General features: G+C 44.3%; 17 protein-coding genes. 4 read left to right on the top strand and 13 right to left on the bottom strand.

Features of this window, described 5'->3' with window-relative positions; genetic code table 11:
* Nucleotides 1-151: 151 nt before the first annotated feature.
* The 11 genes from IE104_RS09570 to IE104_RS09520 form a co-directional block, all read right to left on the bottom strand.
* Nucleotides 152-739, bottom strand: a complete 588-nt coding sequence (locus tag IE104_RS09570; RefSeq protein WP_189417804.1) for a hypothetical protein — start codon at nt 737-739, stop codon at nt 152-154.
* Between the two features lie 130 nt (nt 740-869).
* Nucleotides 870-1316, bottom strand: coding sequence for a hypothetical protein (locus IE104_RS09565; protein ID WP_189417803.1), 447 nt, complete (start codon nt 1314-1316; stop codon nt 870-872).
* Between the two features lie 251 nt (nt 1317-1567).
* Nucleotides 1568-2131 carry a hypothetical protein gene (locus IE104_RS09560; protein WP_189417802.1) on the bottom strand — a complete coding sequence of 188 codons (564 nt, stop codon included), beginning with the start codon at nt 2129-2131 and terminating at the stop codon, nt 1568-1570.
* A gap of 144 nt (nt 2132-2275) precedes the next feature.
* On the bottom strand, nt 2276-2776 hold the full coding sequence (locus IE104_RS09555) for a DUF2199 domain-containing protein (RefSeq protein WP_189417800.1): 501 nt from the start codon (nt 2774-2776) through the stop codon (nt 2276-2278).
* A gap of 256 nt (nt 2777-3032) precedes the next feature.
* Nucleotides 3033-4154 carry a lactonase family protein gene (locus IE104_RS09550; RefSeq protein WP_189417799.1) on the bottom strand — a complete coding sequence of 374 codons (1122 nt, stop codon included), beginning with the start codon at nt 4152-4154 and terminating at the stop codon, nt 3033-3035.
* A gap of 173 nt (nt 4155-4327) precedes the next feature.
* Nucleotides 4328-4621 carry a hypothetical protein gene (locus IE104_RS09545; protein WP_189417797.1) on the bottom strand — a complete coding sequence of 98 codons (294 nt, stop codon included), beginning with the start codon at nt 4619-4621 and terminating at the stop codon, nt 4328-4330.
* A 250-nt stretch (nt 4622-4871) separates the two neighbouring features.
* Complete coding sequence (locus IE104_RS09540; RefSeq protein ID WP_189417795.1) at nt 4872-5645, bottom strand: DoxX-related protein; 774 nt, start codon at nt 5643-5645, stop codon at nt 4872-4874.
* A gap of 207 nt (nt 5646-5852) precedes the next feature.
* A complete protein-coding gene (locus IE104_RS09535) occupies nt 5853-7886 on the bottom strand; it encodes a TonB-dependent receptor plug domain-containing protein (RefSeq protein WP_189417794.1) in 2034 nt (677 codons plus the stop codon).
* A 298-nt stretch (nt 7887-8184) separates the two neighbouring features.
* On the bottom strand, nt 8185-8574 hold the full coding sequence (locus tag IE104_RS09530) for a VOC family protein (RefSeq protein WP_189417792.1): 390 nt from the start codon (nt 8572-8574) through the stop codon (nt 8185-8187).
* Nucleotides 8575-8697: 123 nt separating this feature from the next.
* Nucleotides 8698-11589 carry an aminomethyl-transferring glycine dehydrogenase gene (gene gcvP / locus IE104_RS09525; protein WP_189417791.1) on the bottom strand — a complete coding sequence of 964 codons (2892 nt, stop codon included), beginning with the start codon at nt 11587-11589 and terminating at the stop codon, nt 8698-8700.
* Nucleotides 11590-11714: 125 nt separating this feature from the next.
* Entirely contained in the window at nt 11715-12620 is a 906-nt protein-coding gene (locus tag IE104_RS09520) for a transporter substrate-binding domain-containing protein (protein WP_189417790.1), read from the bottom strand.
* A 220-nt stretch (nt 12621-12840) separates the two neighbouring features.
* Between IE104_RS09520 and IE104_RS09515 the strand changes: the two genes are divergently transcribed.
* Together IE104_RS09515 and ung are read left to right on the top strand one after the other, a co-directional pair.
* Complete coding sequence (locus IE104_RS09515) at nt 12841-13443, top strand: peroxiredoxin (protein ID WP_189417788.1); 603 nt, start codon at nt 12841-12843, stop codon at nt 13441-13443.
* Between the two features lie 209 nt (nt 13444-13652).
* On the top strand, nt 13653-14351 hold the full coding sequence (gene ung, locus IE104_RS09510) for a uracil-DNA glycosylase (protein WP_189417786.1): 699 nt from the start codon (nt 13653-13655) through the stop codon (nt 14349-14351).
* Between the two features lie 33 nt (nt 14352-14384).
* Here the strand turns inward: ung and IE104_RS09505 are convergent, their stop codons facing one another.
* Nucleotides 14385-15221: an HDOD domain-containing protein gene (locus IE104_RS09505; protein ID WP_189417785.1), complete on the bottom strand. Its 837-nt coding sequence runs from the start codon at nt 15219-15221 to the stop codon at nt 14385-14387.
* Nucleotides 15222-15288: 67 nt separating this feature from the next.
* Entirely contained in the window at nt 15289-16311 is a 1023-nt protein-coding gene (gene ygfZ, locus IE104_RS09500) for a CAF17-like 4Fe-4S cluster assembly/insertion protein YgfZ (RefSeq protein ID WP_189417783.1), read from the bottom strand.
* A 163-nt stretch (nt 16312-16474) separates the two neighbouring features.
* On the opposite strand from ygfZ, the gene IE104_RS09495 reads away from it, so the two are divergent.
* On the top strand, nt 16475-16732 hold the full coding sequence (locus tag IE104_RS09495) for an FAD assembly factor SdhE (RefSeq protein WP_189417782.1): 258 nt from the start codon (nt 16475-16477) through the stop codon (nt 16730-16732).
* The gene (locus IE104_RS09490) at nt 16689-17204 is read left to right on the top strand and encodes a protein YgfX (protein WP_189417780.1); all 516 of its coding nucleotides are present in this window, start codon (nt 16689-16691) and stop codon (nt 17202-17204) included. The genes IE104_RS09495 and IE104_RS09490 overlap by 44 nt, the downstream gene beginning before the upstream one ends.
* Nucleotides 17205-17579: the final 375 nt, after the last annotated feature.

Below are 17579 nucleotides of genomic sequence, written 5' to 3'. Positions count from 1 at the left end.
GGTTGGATATTTATTCCAACCTATTTTTTCGGTTTATTAAATTTCGACGGTTTTATTTTGGGCGTGATTAATAAACTAATTTTTAATTGCGCGACTTTTTCACGCGGTACTTGAGCGACTTGTTGACACTACCGTCGCTTGTTAACTTCTCTTATTTAGAATATTTAATTAACTCTTCAGTATAGAAATAGTCGTCTTGTTTCTGAGTAAGTTTGATAAACGTTTTCAATTCGGGCGCATATACATGTATATCTTCCGTGGCTGCGCTGTAACCGCGAGAATTTGAAATTTTACCTTTATATTCTATGGTATAAGCCATAAATGTTCCTGCCTCTACTTTTTCAGGTTTGAATGACACAATTTCGGCATCCTGAATAGTTGAGCCTTTAGTGCCATCTTCACTAGTCCAGTGCTCTTCAAATGTCCATTTTTTTCCAGCTTGCAAAGGCCAATTGTATCTAGAAGTATTGCTTTTAACTGGTTTGACAATCTCGGCCAATGGAATCGTTTCAGATGCAGTTACCATAAACAATTCGCCGTTCTTACTTGTTATTTCCTTTGTGTCTTTACCATCTGCACGCACTTCTCCTTTCGTTGTTACCCCCTTATATTTCCAAACCCATTTTTCACCTTCTTTATAGTTAGCAAGCGTGGGTTGTTGTGTAGCATCAACTGCCACGACCTGACTGCTGATGCAAAGCAATAACAGGGATAAAATAGCTAAATATTGATTACGCATTAAAAATAATATCCGATTGAAGTTGGTGTTATTGAAGTGACTTCTTGTAATGCCACATCCTACCCGGCCAATAAACCTGAGCTGAATCTCTTGAGGTTAAGTTTAACCACAGCTCCTAAGATGCGCTGCTTCAGCAACTCGTTAAACTTTTCTGGCTTTTAGCACCAAAGCTAGCTGCTAAAAAAACACAAAAACTTACAACAATAAAGTGTGGTGTAAATTGTATATAACTAAAACTTGGTAGATTTTCAGGAAAAGATGACGAAAACAACCATGAGTACGAAAAGGTAGTTTCAGTTAAAACAAAACCAATTGCCACGTACAGCCAATTGAAAGATGAAATTTTTAACAGAATATAAGTAGAAAGTGCGGCCAATATACCAATACCTAATAGCTGAATTATAAGCATGTCCCAAACGAATAGGACTATAGCGGTAACTGAATGCTCTTTGGCCCAAGTTGAAATAGATGAAGGAAGAACAATTGCAGCGGTATAACCAATTAAATTAATAGCAAGCAGAAAAACAATTCCGCCCAATATGGCACCAATAAAAATACTGCTTAATTTTGTATTCACGATGATCTCCTTTTTCCTTTTTAGTTTAACGCGATCTCGTAGGTACGATTAGCGTAGCGTAATCGTACGAATGCCAATATCCAAATTCAATGTCTATAGCTATATCTGTGCTTCAGTTATGTGCGATCAATTTGTGATGCAAAATTTTAAATACGTAATTGTACTCGATGAAAATGTGGCATTCCTTCTCTCTCTACTAATGGGTTGGTTTTTCATGCGTACGATTACGCTGTGCTAATCGTACCTACGTGCTAATGTGGCTGGTTCCAAGAAAATGTAGATAGAACAAGATTAAAACCACTAGAAACCATTGGTAAGTCTTCTGTGGCGGCCTGACTTGAAACGTATGCTATATATGACTCTGACTCAAAGCAATAAAATTCACTAACGTGTGGAACACTTAAGCCAAATATTTTTGCAACATATTCATTTTTGAATACGGTAACTTCACGACCATTAAGTGAGCTTTTAAATTCAGATATCTTACCGTTTGAAATTGAGCCTAAACCCAGCCAGAATTTTTTATTTGCTCTGTCGGTTATGGTGACAACGTATTCCTTAAAGGAAGGTGCGTTTTCTTTTGCATATGTATTTACCATGACCATAGCTGTACCAGGTGATTCAACAAATATATGCCTTGAGCTATTTTCTCCAACGTCTTCTGTTACTTTCCAATTGCTTGGCATAGAAAACGAAATATTGTTTTTCGAGTATCCGATAATTTGGTTTGGCTTATCTTCCGCTGCTGCACATGAACACAAAATAGCTAAAAATAGAGCACATAAATAATTTTTACAGTTTCTCATGCTTTCCATTCTGTTATTTCCTAACGCCGAGCTAAGCGGCAGTTTTTAAGTTGTAGTTTTGTGGAATACTTTTGCGCAGCAAAACCACAAAGCTGCGACTTAAAAACTGTCCAGCACACGAAGTGTGCGGTGCTTGAGCGACTTGTTATGCATTTACTTTCTGTGTGCAATTGCAGCGTATAGTTCGGATACCCGTTCTATAGAAATGCCATTTTTTTGCTCTATTGAAAGTGGATGATCTGTTTCTTCCAACTCAATAAACGGCCTGATTCCGTTATTACGAATATGGAGCATAGTTTTTAGGTTTTCAGTTTCAGGATAAACCGGAATAGAAGCGTTCAGCCAACCAAAATAAGGACCAAAATTTTCACGCTCTTTCATTTCCAAGAGCTTTTGAAACTCCATGAAGTTGGCTTCACTTAACGAAACCCAGACGCCCCATATGAAAGGCTCTTCTGAACCTATGACAGGTATTTCAATGCAACCACGAACAAAGAACCATTTGTCTTCAATAACACATAAATCTTCAGTTAAAAATATTTTTTCACGCTCTTCTTGTGGAACTTCAAAATATGCCAATGGCTTTTGCCAAGCAAAAGTTGGTATACCCTCAATAATTTCATCGCAGCAACTACATTTATATTTTACGCTCACGACTTCCTCTCATGCATAACAGTTTATTAGATAGCGCCAACTATATAACCCACATAATATAATGCAAATTAATTTGTGGAATCACTGTATAATCCCGCCTAATTGCTGTTTCGGAAAAAATAAAAATCAGTTTAATCAAAGGCTTGAAGAGCTCCCCCAATAATTTCGGATTATAGAGCGAGCACTAATTAGATATTGGTAGCAAACCAAACCAAATAAAAACGGGCCCGAAGGCCCGTACTTATAACTTATCAATTTATTCCAGACCGATGAAAGTTGGTTTAGGCACCTTTGTTTGTGCGCCTGTATATTCGAGCTGTCCGTTGGCAAGTATATTCATAACAACCAGGTTATTTGATTCCTGATTGGCGACTAGAATTTTTTTCGTGTCTTCTAATATCAGGAAGAAACGTGGGACTTTGCCTTGGCTGCTAATAGTTTGCGTTAAGGTTAGTTTTCCGTCGGCGGCAATATCAAATACGGAAATACTATTTTCATCGCCGCGATTTGATGTGTAGATGTGTTTTCCATTGGCGCTAATGACAATGTGAGCTGCGGTATTTTTGCCTTTGAAGTTTGAGGGCAGGGTAGATATTTTTTGAATTTCCGTTAAGCGACCATTGTTGTCTTGTTGTGTAAACGACAAGGTATTGCTTAATTCATTGAGTACATATACCCAAGGTTTGTTTGGATAAATCGCCAAGTGACGAGGGCCATCGCCAGGTGCTGCACTGAACGCTACTTGGCCTTCTTCTAAAATACCTTTGGCATTTTGTGGATACCAAAATATTTTATCTACACCCAAATCTACAACGTAAATACCTGTCGTTTTTTTCGCATCATTTAATTGTGACCAGCCGGCCCAATGTGCATGCGCTGCTTCCTGACGTTGGCTATTTGGACCAGTGCCTTGTTGTTGTTTAACTTGTGGTTGTCCATTGGGTACACCATTTTTATCTAATTCAAAGACGGACAAACTGCCAGAACTGTAGTTAGCGACTGCAATATATTTTCCATCTTTGCGCTTGGCGATGTAACAGGGCGATGCACCTGCAACGGATAGCTTTTGTAAAAGGGTTAATTCATTTTTTTCGTTCTTACTGTATGTCAATAACTGGCCTTCATTGGTTTCGTCAACAAAGTACCAGAGATTATTATTTTTGAGCCCGAAGGATGGATTATTATTTTTTGCTAATAATTGCGGCGCGCCGAATTGGTTTGTATTTGTATCAAAACTTAAGCCGTAAACACCTTCGCCACCTTTGTCGGTATAGCCACCCGTAATGAGTTTGACGTTTGAGGCGTGAGCGATTGAAGAAATGCCTAAGCTAAGTGCGAGGCATAGGGCGTAACCGAAAAAGTGCTTACTATATAGCATGAAATAATTCCTGTTATGTTTGGATAAATCGTTGGTGTATTAAATTATATTGAGGTACAGATTGTTGCGGGTAAGCAATGAAAATTGCCAGGTATCTTGTGAGGGTGTCGGGATATAACAAGATATTTAGCCTCCCGACTGCGATATTGTTGTCGGGAGGCTAATAGAAATGATTAAGATTTTGTTTTTATGGCTTCAAGTTGTTCAAGGAACAATTTTTGGTTTGCCAGAAACTTTTCCTGGTTGGTAAGAAATGTTTCCTGGTTTGCTAAAAAGCGTTGTTGGTTCATTAATATTAATTTTAGTTGACCAATCGCGCCGCTTACCAAACCTAATGTGCCCAAAGCGATAGCCAAATTGGGGCTACCTAATAAAGAGGCTATAGTGGCTATTATCAACATAACCCAGAAGCAAATGTTGAAACCTTTGTATTGGCTTTCTAAATCGACTTTTAATAAATCTAACATTTAGGTGACTCCCATTTTTAAGCGTTAGTGATGTGCCTAGCCTTTTAAAGCCGGGCACAAAGGTTTTTCTTATAGATCAAAAATAGCTAGGTGCTTGGATAAGAATAAACCAAATTCCCATCTTTCTACATATTACCATAGGATTATTACTCAGCCACTCCTGTTGGATTTTTAACCAACTTTAGGGCTGTTATGGTCGCAAAAAGATGTGCTCTGCTTAAAAATCACCGTACCGTTTGTAGCCTTAACATTACTGCGGTGTGTTCCTGCTTTCTGCTGCCTTCACCATAATTAACAGTGCCATGCCACACATGGCCAGCGCTTCAAATAATGAGGTTGTTTCGTTTGCGTCGTGGATAGTCCACGCGCGTGGGATGTGTAGCAGAATTACCCACAAGAAAACCATCAGTGCCGACAATGCCGCTGCTAATTTTGCGGTTTTTGGAACAAGCATGCCAATCGCTCCGGCGATAAGGGCAATTGCCGCAAAGTAGGTCCAAAACAAATGTGCAGGAATCCAGGCGGGGATGAGGGTGGCTACAAACTCCGCATAAATAAAATGCAGTATGGCGGCTAGAATAAAAAATCCGGCCAGTAGATATTTGCCAAGGGGGATAAATCGTTCCAGAAATTTCAAGAGGCTATTTGAGGTTTCCCCGGCGACACTTCCCGCGACCAATAAATTAGCGCCTACTAGCACCAAAGCTTTACCGGAGTTTGTCCATAAAAAGCCATTTTTAAGATTTACCAATAAGGATGGAAGCAAAAATATGGCGAACATAATAAAAATTGCACTTGCAAGTAACAACGTAAACACGCGCGTTTTATACCTGGATACAATTGCGAGACTGGTTAAGCATAAGAGAGCGCCAAAAATACAGGCAAAAACGCCAGATGCAGGAATCCACAAGGGTAAGGGCGGGAAGGCACGTGTTACAAAATTCAGGTAAGCAAAGTGCTGAATTCCAAAGACAAATAAAGCAAGTGCAATAAAAAGCTGACCGATTAGCGCAAACTCTTTCATTATGATTCTCCAGGTTTTAACGAGCTGATAAAAGCACTATAAAACAAACACATTTTTAGATAATGGAATCGCTAGAGCGAAATGTGTTTATACACTGGTTTATCAGGCGAGCCGGGATTCTTAAAGATCCTTAAAGATCCTTAATTGGTGTGGGAGGGGATTAAATATCCGCCGACAGGGAGATTAAAAAGAATAATAGTGATGAATTTATTTCCAACGATATTCTAACGCCAGTGTTATTGTTCGGCTTGGTGCTTGGGCGTCCCAAAGTGTGTAGCGTTTGTCTTTATAAACACCACGGAAACCTGTTAAAGGTAAGTTGCGGTCGTAGTATTGCTCGTTCAATAAGTTTTTGATGTTGAGCTCAAGTGTGAACTCTTGGCCCGCAGCGTACTGCGCGTGATATTGCATGTTTGCGTTCAGGATGTAATAACCATCGCTGTAAGTGTTGGGTCGCAGGTGACCTCCCGGTTGCACCGTAATGGAGGAGTCAAAATCTTCACGGTCGCTGCTATTGCGTACATAAAGGTTGCTATTGAGTTTTCCTTGCAGTAATGGAAACCAGTAATTTACACCGGTAGAGACGTGATAATCTGCAAGAAAGGGTAGGGAAATATTTAACTCATCATCATGTGTGTGCAAATAATCTGCGTTAAAAAATACCTTTAATTGATTGCTAATGCTGATGCGACTTTCGAATTCAATTCCTTTCATTTGGCGACGGCCAGTGTTACGAAAATTTTCGGTTCCTATGGCGCCGGTATTATCTCTTTCAATATAGTTATCGTAACGATTCGAAAAAAACGTGAGCGTACTTAATTGTTTATCTGTGCGATAACCTAACTGTAGCTCTGCTGTTTTCATGTCTTCAGATTCGGGTGCTATTTCGCCTGCATCAATGCGCAGGTATTCGACAAAACTTGGCTCGCGAAATGCGCTTCCGTATAAAAGTTTGCCAAACCAATTTGGATTGAAATCTTGCGTTAGGCCGATACGAATACTGTTTTCAGCATCTAAACGTTCTACCGCATCATGCCGCCATCCGGTTGTCAGGCTTGTACGGCCCTCGTTAAAATTTAAAGTATGTTGCGCGTAGAGCGCGACGCGTTGTGTAGATATCTTGCGGCCACTCCAGTCAATGACGGCAGGAGTAGGGGCACCATGAGTGCCATCTTCGCTGTAAGTGGTTGTCAGGGGCGAAATGACATTGGCCAGCACTCGCTCATGTTGCAAATCGGCACCTATTAACAACTGGTTTTTTTCGTCCAGGTTCCAGGTGATGTAGGGCTGTGTACCAAAAAGTTCAGTTTCTTCCTGAGAAAACTCTTCAGTAAATGATCGAACATTTCCGCTCGCAAAAAAGAGTGTATTAGTTTCACTTTCGTTAGCTTTGATGCGCTTGTAGTAAGTTAGAAAATCCAGGTCAACATTTTCACTCAAGCTGTCTCTGTAATTAAGGCTAAGCTGCGTGTCGTAGTCTGCTATATCTTTAGGGCGGAATACGCCCTTGTAAGGTGTGTGAAACTCAAAACGGCTGGCTGATGCAGACACTATTAATTTGTCGTTGAGGAAAGATGCTTTAGCGCGCGCAGACTGAAGTTCCTGCGGTGTTGATTGCCCTGATAAGTTCAGGCCAGAGCGATCTCGCTCGCTAGTGTAACCGTTACTTTTCCAGTCTCTCGCTTCAAGGGTAAATCCACCAGTGTCCATCACTTGCGAATGCTGAACCAGCGCTCCATAGCTCTCTTGATTACCGGCCTCCGCCTTTACTTGAGTGCGATCGCCCAGCTCACTTGGGCTAAAGGTGCGAATATGGATAGAGCCCGAAAGGGCATTGGTACCGTACAAGGTCGATCCTGGGCCGCGGACTATCTCAACACTTTTTACGGTATCAATCGGCAATGCCATATCCATGGGAAAGCCACCACGCAAATTTCGGAAGGGCACACCATCAATAAATAGAGCGATTTTGCTGTTGAACTCGCTTTGCGCACCCCTGAACCAGGCTCTTTGACGGCCGACGGATGCATTGTAGGTTTGTACTCCCGCCACTGTGTTGAGCAGGTCGTAGAGGGTTTTAAAACCCATTTCGCGGATATCTTGTGCGTTATAAAGATTAACCGTAGCGGGAGCTTTCCACACGTTTAACGCGGTGCGGGTAGTGGATACGACTTTGATTTTCATCAAGTCTTCAAGGGCAAGCTCCAACAATTGGTCAGCTTCATTTGGAGCTGCACTCACGGCACAGCATGTGCAGCTCAAGCTTGCACAAAAAAGCCTATTCCTGATTGTTGGGCTGAAAAACATGTAACGCTCCTTGACTGGACTCAAGCAGCCTAAAAGCTTGCTGCCTACCTTGTCGCTTAAGTATAGAAGCTAATATTTTTTCTGAGAGATTTTGGCGACGTTTCAATTGAATTTGAGATTTAGGCAGCAGTTTGCTTAAAGGCTTGGTCATTAAGGCCAGTTTCACGAAGGATTTTCAATTGCTCAAAACTTAGATAAACCGAAGTTTTGTCTATATTTTTAAATGCGGGGTTTATGAGGTGTGTTGCGGAAGTGGGCTTGTAAGCACAATTGTGTAGCCATCGGGGTCACATAACCAATATTCCCAATTTTCATTCTCGCTCAAATGAGGTTGCTTAAGAACTTTTACCTCCATTGCAGAAGCACGAGTCACTGCAGCGTGAAAATCATTTAGTTCAAACCACAGAAGCACACCATTTCCGTATGGACGCAGCTGCGCGTCACCAAGCGGGCCGTGATTATGTTTTGTATCCCATTTGTGCAATTGTAATATGAGTTCCCCATTTACATTCAGTCGCTCGTATTCATCTCCACCATGACCGCTCGTGCAGCCCAATAGTTGTTGATACCAAAGACTACTTGATTGCACATCATGAACACAAAGAAGGGGAGCAAGTTTCATGTTTATTTCATCTCCGTAACCGCGTTGTGCTTGTTGTTTCCCTTTTGCGCTTAAAAACATTTTTAAAAATTTTGTTTAATATTCTGAGTAAATAACAAAACGGGCCTTGCGGCCCGTATGTATTTAATCTATGTAATTCTCAATGCTCGGACATGAGCATACGAGATTACGATCTCCATAAACGTTATCAATACGATTTACACTCGGCCAAACTTTGTGGTTTTTCAACCAAGCGGCAGGGCGGCTTGCGGTTTCGCGTGAATAAGCGCGGGTCCAGTTTTCTTCGAGTATGTCGTCTTGCGTATGTGGTGCGTTGTGCAATGCGCTAGCATCGGCAGAGATTTCGCCAGCGATAACTTGCGCGATTTCTTTACGGATGATTTGCATAGCTTCGATAAACTTATCCAACTCAACTTTTGATTCAGATTCGGTTGGCTCAATCATCAAAGTTCCAGCAACCGGGAATGACATTGTTGGCGCGTGGAAGCCGAAATCCATTAAGCGTTTTGCAATATCTTCTTCGCTAATTCCACTAGCTTCTTTTAGTGGACGCAAATCCAGCAAGCATTCGTGCGCAACAAATCCGTTAGTGCCTTTGTACAAAATTGGATAAGCATCTTCGAGTTTTTTCGCAACGTAGTTTGCGTTTAACATCGCGTATTCAGTTGCTTGACGCATGCCGACGGCGCCCATCATTTTGATGTACATCCAACTAATAGGGAGAATACTTGCTGAGCCCCAAGGTGCAGCAGAGATTGTTCCGTTCGCGGGATCTGTTCCCGGAACTGATTGCACATTGTGCCCCGCGAGGAACGGAGCCAAATGTTTGCCTACGCCTATGGGCCCCATACCCGGGCCGCCGCCGCCGTGCGGAATGCAGAAAGTTTTGTGCAAGTTTAAATGCGAAACATCGCCGCCGAATTTTCCTGGCGCTGCTACGCCGACGAGTGCGTTCATGTTGGCACCGTCTATATAAACTTGCGCACCTACGGCATGAACCATATCGCAGAGCTGTGTAATGCCTTCTTCAAACACGCCGTGTGTTGAAGGGTAAGTACACATGATGCACGCGATTTGTTCGCCGTAAGTTTCAATTTTTTGTGCGAGATCATTGAGGTCTACGTTGCCGTTGTTATCGCAGGCAACCACAACAACTTTGTAACTCACCATTTGTGCAGACGCGGGATTGGTGCCGTGTGCGGATGAGGGAATTAAACAAATATCGCGCTGCTCGCCTTTGCTTTCAAAATATTTTTTGATGGCGACGAGGCCTGCGTATTCGCCTTGTGAACCTGCGTTGGGTTGCAAGCTAATTGCGTCGTAACCCGTGCAGGCTTTTAACATCTCTTGCAGTTCTTCAAATAATTCGCTGTAGCCTTGCGCTTGGTCGATTGGTGCAAACGGATGCAATTTGCCAAATTCTGGCCAGGTCACGGGAATCATTTCAGCGGTTGCATTTAATTTCATGGTGCAAGAGCCGAGTGGAATCATCGCATTGTTGAGTGCGATATCTTTTGATTCCAAACGTTTTAAATAACGCAGCATTTCAGTTTCGCTGTGGAAACTGTTGAATACCGGGTGCGTTAGTACCGCATCGGTGCGCAGCAATTCTGCGGGAATTGCTTTGTTGGTAACAGAAAGAATATCGTCAATGCTTTCAAGTTCTGCATCGACAATGCCGAATGCTGCCAACAGGTTTGCAATGTCCTGCAAGCTAGTGGTTTCGTTAAAGCTGATGCCGATTGAATCGCTACCGACTAGACGCACGTTAAGTTCTGCCGCGTGTGCAGCTTGATTAATTTCGTTTTGCTTGCCGCCAACGTTTACAGTAATGGTGTCAAAGAAATTATTGCTCGCGAGTACAAAACCTTTTTGCTGCAATGCGGTTGCGGCAATAGACGTTAAACGATGAATGCGATTGGCGATGCGTTTTAATCCATCGGGGCCGTGATAAATCGCGTAGAACACACTCATGACAGCTAACAACACTTGCGATGTACAAATATTGGAGTTGGCTTTTTCGCGGCGAATATGTTGTTCGCGCGTTTGCATCGCCATACGCAATGCTTGCTTGCCGCGTGCATCAATGGACACACCAATAATGCGGCCAGGGGCAGAGCGTTTGTAGGCATCGCGGAAGGCGAAGAAGCCAGCGTGTGGGCCACCAAAGCCCATAGGTACGCCAAAGCGTTGGCTGGTGCCTACTACAACATCCGCACCCATAGCGCCGGGTGACTTCAATAACAACAATGCCATTGGGTCTGTAGCCACGGTGACTAGCGCGTTATTTTTGTGTGCAGCTTCGATGAGAGAAGTTAAATCACGCACAACGCCAGTTGAGCCTGGGTATTGCAGCAACGCGCCAAAGTAATCGCCATTGGCAACTTCATCAACAGCGGCAACATGAATTTCAAAGCCGAAATGTTCTGCACGGGTTTTTACTACCGCGATAGTTTGCGGGTGTGTATCGGCATCCACAAAAAACACATCGGATTTGCTCTTTTTATTTTGGCGTTTGCACATGGCCATGGCTTCCGCCGCCGCCGTGCCTTCATCCAACACCGAGGCGTTCGCCATTTCCATGCCGGTGAGGTCGATAATCATTTGTTGGTAATTGAGCAACGCTTCCAAACGACCTTGGGCGATTTCTGGTTGGTAGGGTGTATAAGCCGTGTACCAGCCCGGGTTTTCCAATACGTTGCGCAGAACGACTAAGGGTACAAGCGTGTCGTGGTAGCCCATGCCGATATAGCTTTTGAAGACTTTGTTTTTGCTGGCGATAGCTTTCAATTGGGCGAGGGCATTCGCCTCGCTCACTGCAGTGCCCAGGTTGAGTTCGCCTTTCAGGCGAATATTGTCCGGCACAGTTTTATCAATCAGTTCCTTCACTGAGCTTACGCCCAAGGTCTCGAGCATAGCGGCGGTTTGCTGGGCATTTGGGCCTATGTGGCGAGCAACAAACTCGTCGTTGTAAGCCAAATGAGTAAGCGAAGCTGAGCGAAAATCAACTGACATAGATGTTCTCTGTATATGGAAATAAAGGTGAGGCGGGGGTAAACCGGCAAAATATCTGGCCTGCTTAAAAAGGCCGCTATGGTATCAATTTTGGGGCAGTCTGGGCAATCAACAGGCGACTGGAATCATTGGTGAGACGCTTTGCGATTGATGTTTACGTGATAAAAATATTTGGAGTAGTCAAAGTCAACGGATTTGACCAAGGGGTTATCCAGCCTGAAGACTTTACGTTTATCAAGCTCGGCAAAGTCTACGCTGGCCTGGTGTTGGGTGCGCCAAAGTGCCAGAAGGGAACCGTCTTTATAGGCTTTTTTCAAGCCTTTAGTGACCCGCGCTATAGCCTCTTTGTTTTGGCTATTGGTATAGAAAAAGATCGGCATGGGGTAATAAATCAGCAGGTGGCGGTCGTAACCCAAGCCTTCGGTTGTACCCCATTGCTCAAACTCTTCTTTGATCTCGTTAGCACCACGACAAAAGAGATCAAGTCTGTGGGCTGCAACCATTTTAAACAGAACCGAGTAAGGTTCCACTTCTACCACATTGAATCCATTATGTTTGAGGATGGAACCATCAACCCAGCCGCGCCCTTGCCCGATGGTGAGTTTGCGAAGCTCATCCAGGGTGTTGATCTTGGCCAGCTGCTCAAGGCTGGATTGGGGAGCAAAGCAGGTTCTATAGCTTAAAAGACCGAGATCGATGGGAAAGCGGATGTAGCTGATTTCATCCGGGCTGCCATAACTCTCGTTGTAGCCAAGGCTGGCGAAATAGTTAGGAAAAGTATTGGCTTTAATACTTTGCAGGCTGCGGCTCACGTTAATTTGCGGTGCCGGCTTCAGTTCATAAGGCCCATATTCTGCAACGGTTTTGTCGAGTGCGAGTTTTAACAGCGCTGTTTCGTAAGTGGGTGACGAATTCACGTAAGCATCGCGCACACGGTGAGTAAAAACGGTAGGCGTAGCGGAAAGCGCATCTGCCGCCACGAGGAGCCAACATATGCCGATAGAGTGAGCGAGGGAATTGTGAGATTTCATTAATAACCTGTGGCGGAGAGCAGGCGATTGGCCACTCTTTAATCTTATAGCCATAGGTATAGACGCACTATATAAAAAATCAATGGGACAGCTGGAAATGCCTGTGTATGATAGCTGGGCACTATTGATGAATCTCAAGCAATCAAATTTCGCACATTTTTATGTGCCAATTGCTTGGGAGGCGATCATAACTTTCAGATGAACTCACAGGAGATATGACATGGGCGTATTAGTAGGTAAAAAAGCACCGGATTTCACCGCATCAGCTGTATTGGCTAATGGCGAAATCGTTGACGGTTACTCATTTTCAGCAGCAACCAAGGGCAAGAAAGCAGTTGTGTTCTTCTACCCATTGGACTTCACCTTTGTATGTCCATCAGAGTTGTTGGCGTTTGATCACCGCGTAGAAGAGTTCAAAAAGCGCAATGTAGAAGTGATTGGTGTTTCTATCGATTCACAATTCACTCACAACGCATGGCGTAACACTCCAGTAAACGAAGGTGGTATTGGCCCGGTTAAATACACTTTGGTTGCTGACATCACTCACTCAATTGCAAAAGCATACGACGTAGAATCTGCAGATGGTGTTGCTTTCCGCGGTACTTTCGTAATCGATGAAGAAGGCGTTGTGCGTTCACAAATCGTAAACGACTTGCCAATCGGCCGTAACATCGACGATACCATTCGCACCGTTGATGCGTTGATTTTCCACCAAGAGCACGGTGAAGTGTGCCCAGCAGGTTGGAAAGAAGGTGATGCAGGTATGGACGCTTCTCCAGCAGGCGTTGCTAAATACCTGGCTGAGCACGGCGACAAGCTTTAATTTCGTAAGCTGAAATTTAGCGAAGCATAAAAGAGAACCCGGTAGTGATACCGGGTTTTTTTATGTTCAGGATGAACGGTATGCCGCGAGCGCATGGACGCGCAGGAGCGGCGTCCTGCAGTGCATGATGAGCTGGATTTAGCGATGAAAAATATGGTTCTGAGGTCTTATCTGTGTAAAATCGACAAAATTTTATTGGGTAGGCTTTTATGAGTTCCACTAAAAAACCAATCGATTTACATCCCAGCTGGCTTGCGCATTTAGCGCCCGAGTTTGAGTTGCCCTACATGAAGCATCTCAAGCAATTTTTGTTGGAGCAAAAGCAAGCGGGAAAAGTTATTTATCCTGAATCCAAAAATATTTTTAACGCCTTCAATTCAACGCCGCTCGATAATGTAAAAGTGGTGATTCTTGGGCAAGACCCTTACCACGGTCCGCATCAGGCCCACGGTTTATGTTTCTCAGTATTGCCTGGTGTAGCAACGCCGCCCTCATTACAAAATATGTATAAAGAAATTCAGCGCGATTTACATTATCCCATTCCCAAGCACGGTTTTTTGCAGAGTTGGGCTGATCAGGGTGTATTTTTGTTGAATGCCACTTTGACTGTTGAACAAGGGCGAGCTGGCGCACACCAAGGGCAGGGGTGGGAGCAGTTTACAGATCGTGCAATTCAAATCGTGAATGAACAGCGTGAAGGCGTAGTGTTTTTATTGTGGGGAAGTTATGCGCAGAAAAAAGGACAATTTATTGATGGCCGTAAACATTTAATTTTACGCGCGCCTCATCCATCACCTTTGTCGGCTCATCGTGGATTTATCGGTTGCGGGCATTTCTCGAAGGTAAATCAATATTTGGAGCAGCACGGACAAACACCAATTGACTGGCGTTTGCCCGAGAAGGCTTGAGTAAAAGAAGGCTTGAATTAAAGAAGGTTTAAATTAAAGCAGCAAGGACATAGCCGCTTCCATATCGGCTGACAAATCTTCCGATTCAGAAATTTGAATATCTGGATCAAGACCCAAACGTTCAAACGCGGTGACTTGCGTGCAATCAATTTGCGCTAAAGGAGAGTTGGAGCCAGCGTAACTTTGCAGCATGGCGACAGTCACCACATCGGCATAATCTGCTTTGGGAATTTTGCGTTGGAAGTCTACGTGCTGTGAGGGAATATGAGCGAGTTCTTCCGGGAATCCCCACGTCCGTAAAATCAAATCGCCAATAGGCGCATGCAATTCATCGATGACTTTATCGAGCGTCAAACTGTCGTTTAGCAAAAAGGGGTGATCTTCAGCGTAAGTCAAAATCGGCAGAACGCCAATCTTGTGAACTAAACCGGCCAGGGTCGCCTGGTCGGGGCGCAATTTGGTGTAGTGACGGCATAGCACATGGCTGATACCGGCAACTTCGCTCGAACGACTCCACACTTCGCGCATACGCATATCGATCAAATCGGAGGTAGCCTGGAACATTTGTTCCATCGCTAAACCGGTGGCTATGTTGCAGGTGTAAGAAATGCCCAAACGCATAAGTGCCGTTTTTAAATCTTCAATTGCACGAGAGGCGCGCAGCAATGGACTGTTAGCAACGCGAATAATACGAGCACTTAGCGCAGCGTCACCGCCAATCACACCGGCAAGCTTTTCAATATCGGAATTAGGGTCATCTGCAACCTCACGTACTTTGAGCGCGACTTCGGGCAGGGTGGGCAATACTAATTGGTCAGTTTTGATGGCGGTGATAATGTCCTGGCGGACACGCTCGGCAATTTGACTCATGGGCTACCTACTTGTATTAGATTAATTAATCACCAGAACCTTGTAGGAATGGTGTTGGTCGGGCGGGTTAATCCGCCTCATTTGGAGTAGGTATAGCATAAGGTAAAGCAAGGAGACTGAGTTTTTGCGGGTTATTTGCGAGGTAGATGGCGACTCGCTCATCGTCCACTACGCTGGCTAGCAGCTCACCGGAAGAGCTGCCGGTGTAGGCTGCCAAAATAACTTCCCCCACGGTTTTACCATCGGCGTTTATGAGCTCTGAGCCGGGAGCAGGTATCTGCTGCGCGCCGGTAAACCCGAATCTATACATGTGACGCTTGAGTGTACCGCGGTAATGCAAGCGCGCCACAATCTCCTGCCCGGTATAGCAGCCTTTGCGAAAGTTAATACCGTTCACTAACTGGAAATTTATCGCTTGGGGCGTAAAGGCTTCAAAGGTTTCGGGCGTGATGTCACCTATACCGGCCTGAATATTCAGCAGATCCCATAAATTTTGCCCTGCGGGAGTTGCCTTGGCGCTCATTTGATTCCACAGGTTTTCGGCATCTTGTGCGGCTAGCCAACACTCATAACGGTTCTCTGTAATGCGGATAATCAGATGTTCACCAGCGGCCTGCCAATCATCATCTTTGATTAACTCTACCGCGAAGACATCTTTAACAATCTGCGCAGCCTGTGGGCCGGAAATACCTAAATATCGATAGCTTGGGCTGATATCAGCCAACTTGGCTTTGGAAAACACAATATATTTGCCGAGGCTCGCCAGTCCATTGGCGACTAAACCTGCATGAATGCGCAGCAGGATACGTTCGCTATCCGATTGCAAGGCACGGAAACACAAAAGCATGCGGCCTTTGATATTACATTGCGCGCCCAAACGAGTTGTTTTTTCGGCCAGCTCGCGCACATCGCAGGTGACTTGTCCCTGTAAAAATTTGGCGCTGTCTGGTCCTTTTATTTCAATCAAGCCTTGGGTAAGCGGCATCAAATAGGTTTTTTCCGATGATATTTCGGCGATGGGGAAATCAACGCGCCCATCCGAAGTTTCGATAGCGCCTTTGCTGATTAAAAATGGATTCCAATTGGACATGATTAAAACTCTGTAAAGTCGATGAACGTGAATGGGCTTAGTGTATCCCATCTTTCATATTAAAAATAAACCAAGCTGCCGGTAGCCTAATTGCCAAAGCTTTCCGCCGTTAAAGGCTTTTCGGGTATAATCGCGCCTCTTGGTTCTTGTGAAGGTGTAATAGGTGGAAAGAAATCGTTTATTTTGGGGCAGCCGCCGCGGCATGCTTGAGTTAGATTTGGTTCTTATGCCCTTTTTGGAAAACGTATATCCCACGCTTGAGCAAGCGGACAAAGAATTGTATTGGAAACTATTGGAGTGTGAAGACCAGGATATGTTTGCCTGGTTTTTACGCCGTGAAGACCCGGACGATAATGAATTAAAAAGGATTGTAAACATTGTCAGAGATAATACCGGCCTCCAGCCCGAACAGCGCAGCTGATTCTCATTTAGCAACTTCATCTACAACTACAGCCGGTGTCGATTTGGCACCGATTGTTATTGTTCCCTCAATCATCTTATGGCGCCTTGAGCTCGCTGTTTACAGCAGTATTCTATGCGCAGCTGCGATTGCTCTTTTCCCTTTTTTCTTAACCGCATTTTATTGGCCACTTTTATGGCTGATGTTTTTGATCTTGGTTGCTTTTGTGTTGCGTCAGCGATGGCGCGCTAAAAATTCATTGCCAATATCTTTGGAAGTTCAAAAAAATGTGTGGCGATTAAAAAGTTCTGCGGGTGAATCTATCTTCGAACCTTTTGGTGAAATTTTATTGTGGTCTGGAGTTATTATTTTACCGCTGCGCGAAACTATAAGCGGAAGAATACATCGCATTGTTATTTTGCAGGATTCGGTGAAGCCAGATGACTGGAGATGTTTGCGGGTTTGGTTGCGGACAGGTTTTAAGTATCGGTAGTGCGTGCAAATAGTCGGTATTTATTTCGCCTGCTGGCGAGTTACTTTTCGTTGCTTGTCCACAAAATGCAGGAGCAATTTTGCACAGCGTAGCTGACCCAACGGGGTGAAAGCCAAGGACGGCTTTCATGAACAAAAGTAACCCAAAGAAAGGCGACCCGAATCGCTCCTGTTTCCTCGGCAACTGCTCCTGCGTTGCTCTACCTCCGGAATGCCGGACCACTGCATCCATGCAGTCGTGCGCGCTTCAGAAAATGGCTGTCGTTCCGACGCGACATCCCTGTCGCGTAGTCACTCAAACGCACATCCTGTGCGTTTGCCAACAATTTTCTTCCAGTGCTCGGGGAGCTCATACGGGGGAGTCAAAGATGATTAT

The organism is Cellvibrio zantedeschiae (genome assembly GCF_014652535.1).
GTDB classification, from domain to species: Bacteria; Pseudomonadota; Gammaproteobacteria; order Pseudomonadales; family Cellvibrionaceae; genus Cellvibrio; species Cellvibrio zantedeschiae.
Note: the sequence above shows the minus strand (reverse complement) of the source record. Positions and strands in the feature narration are given on the sequence as shown.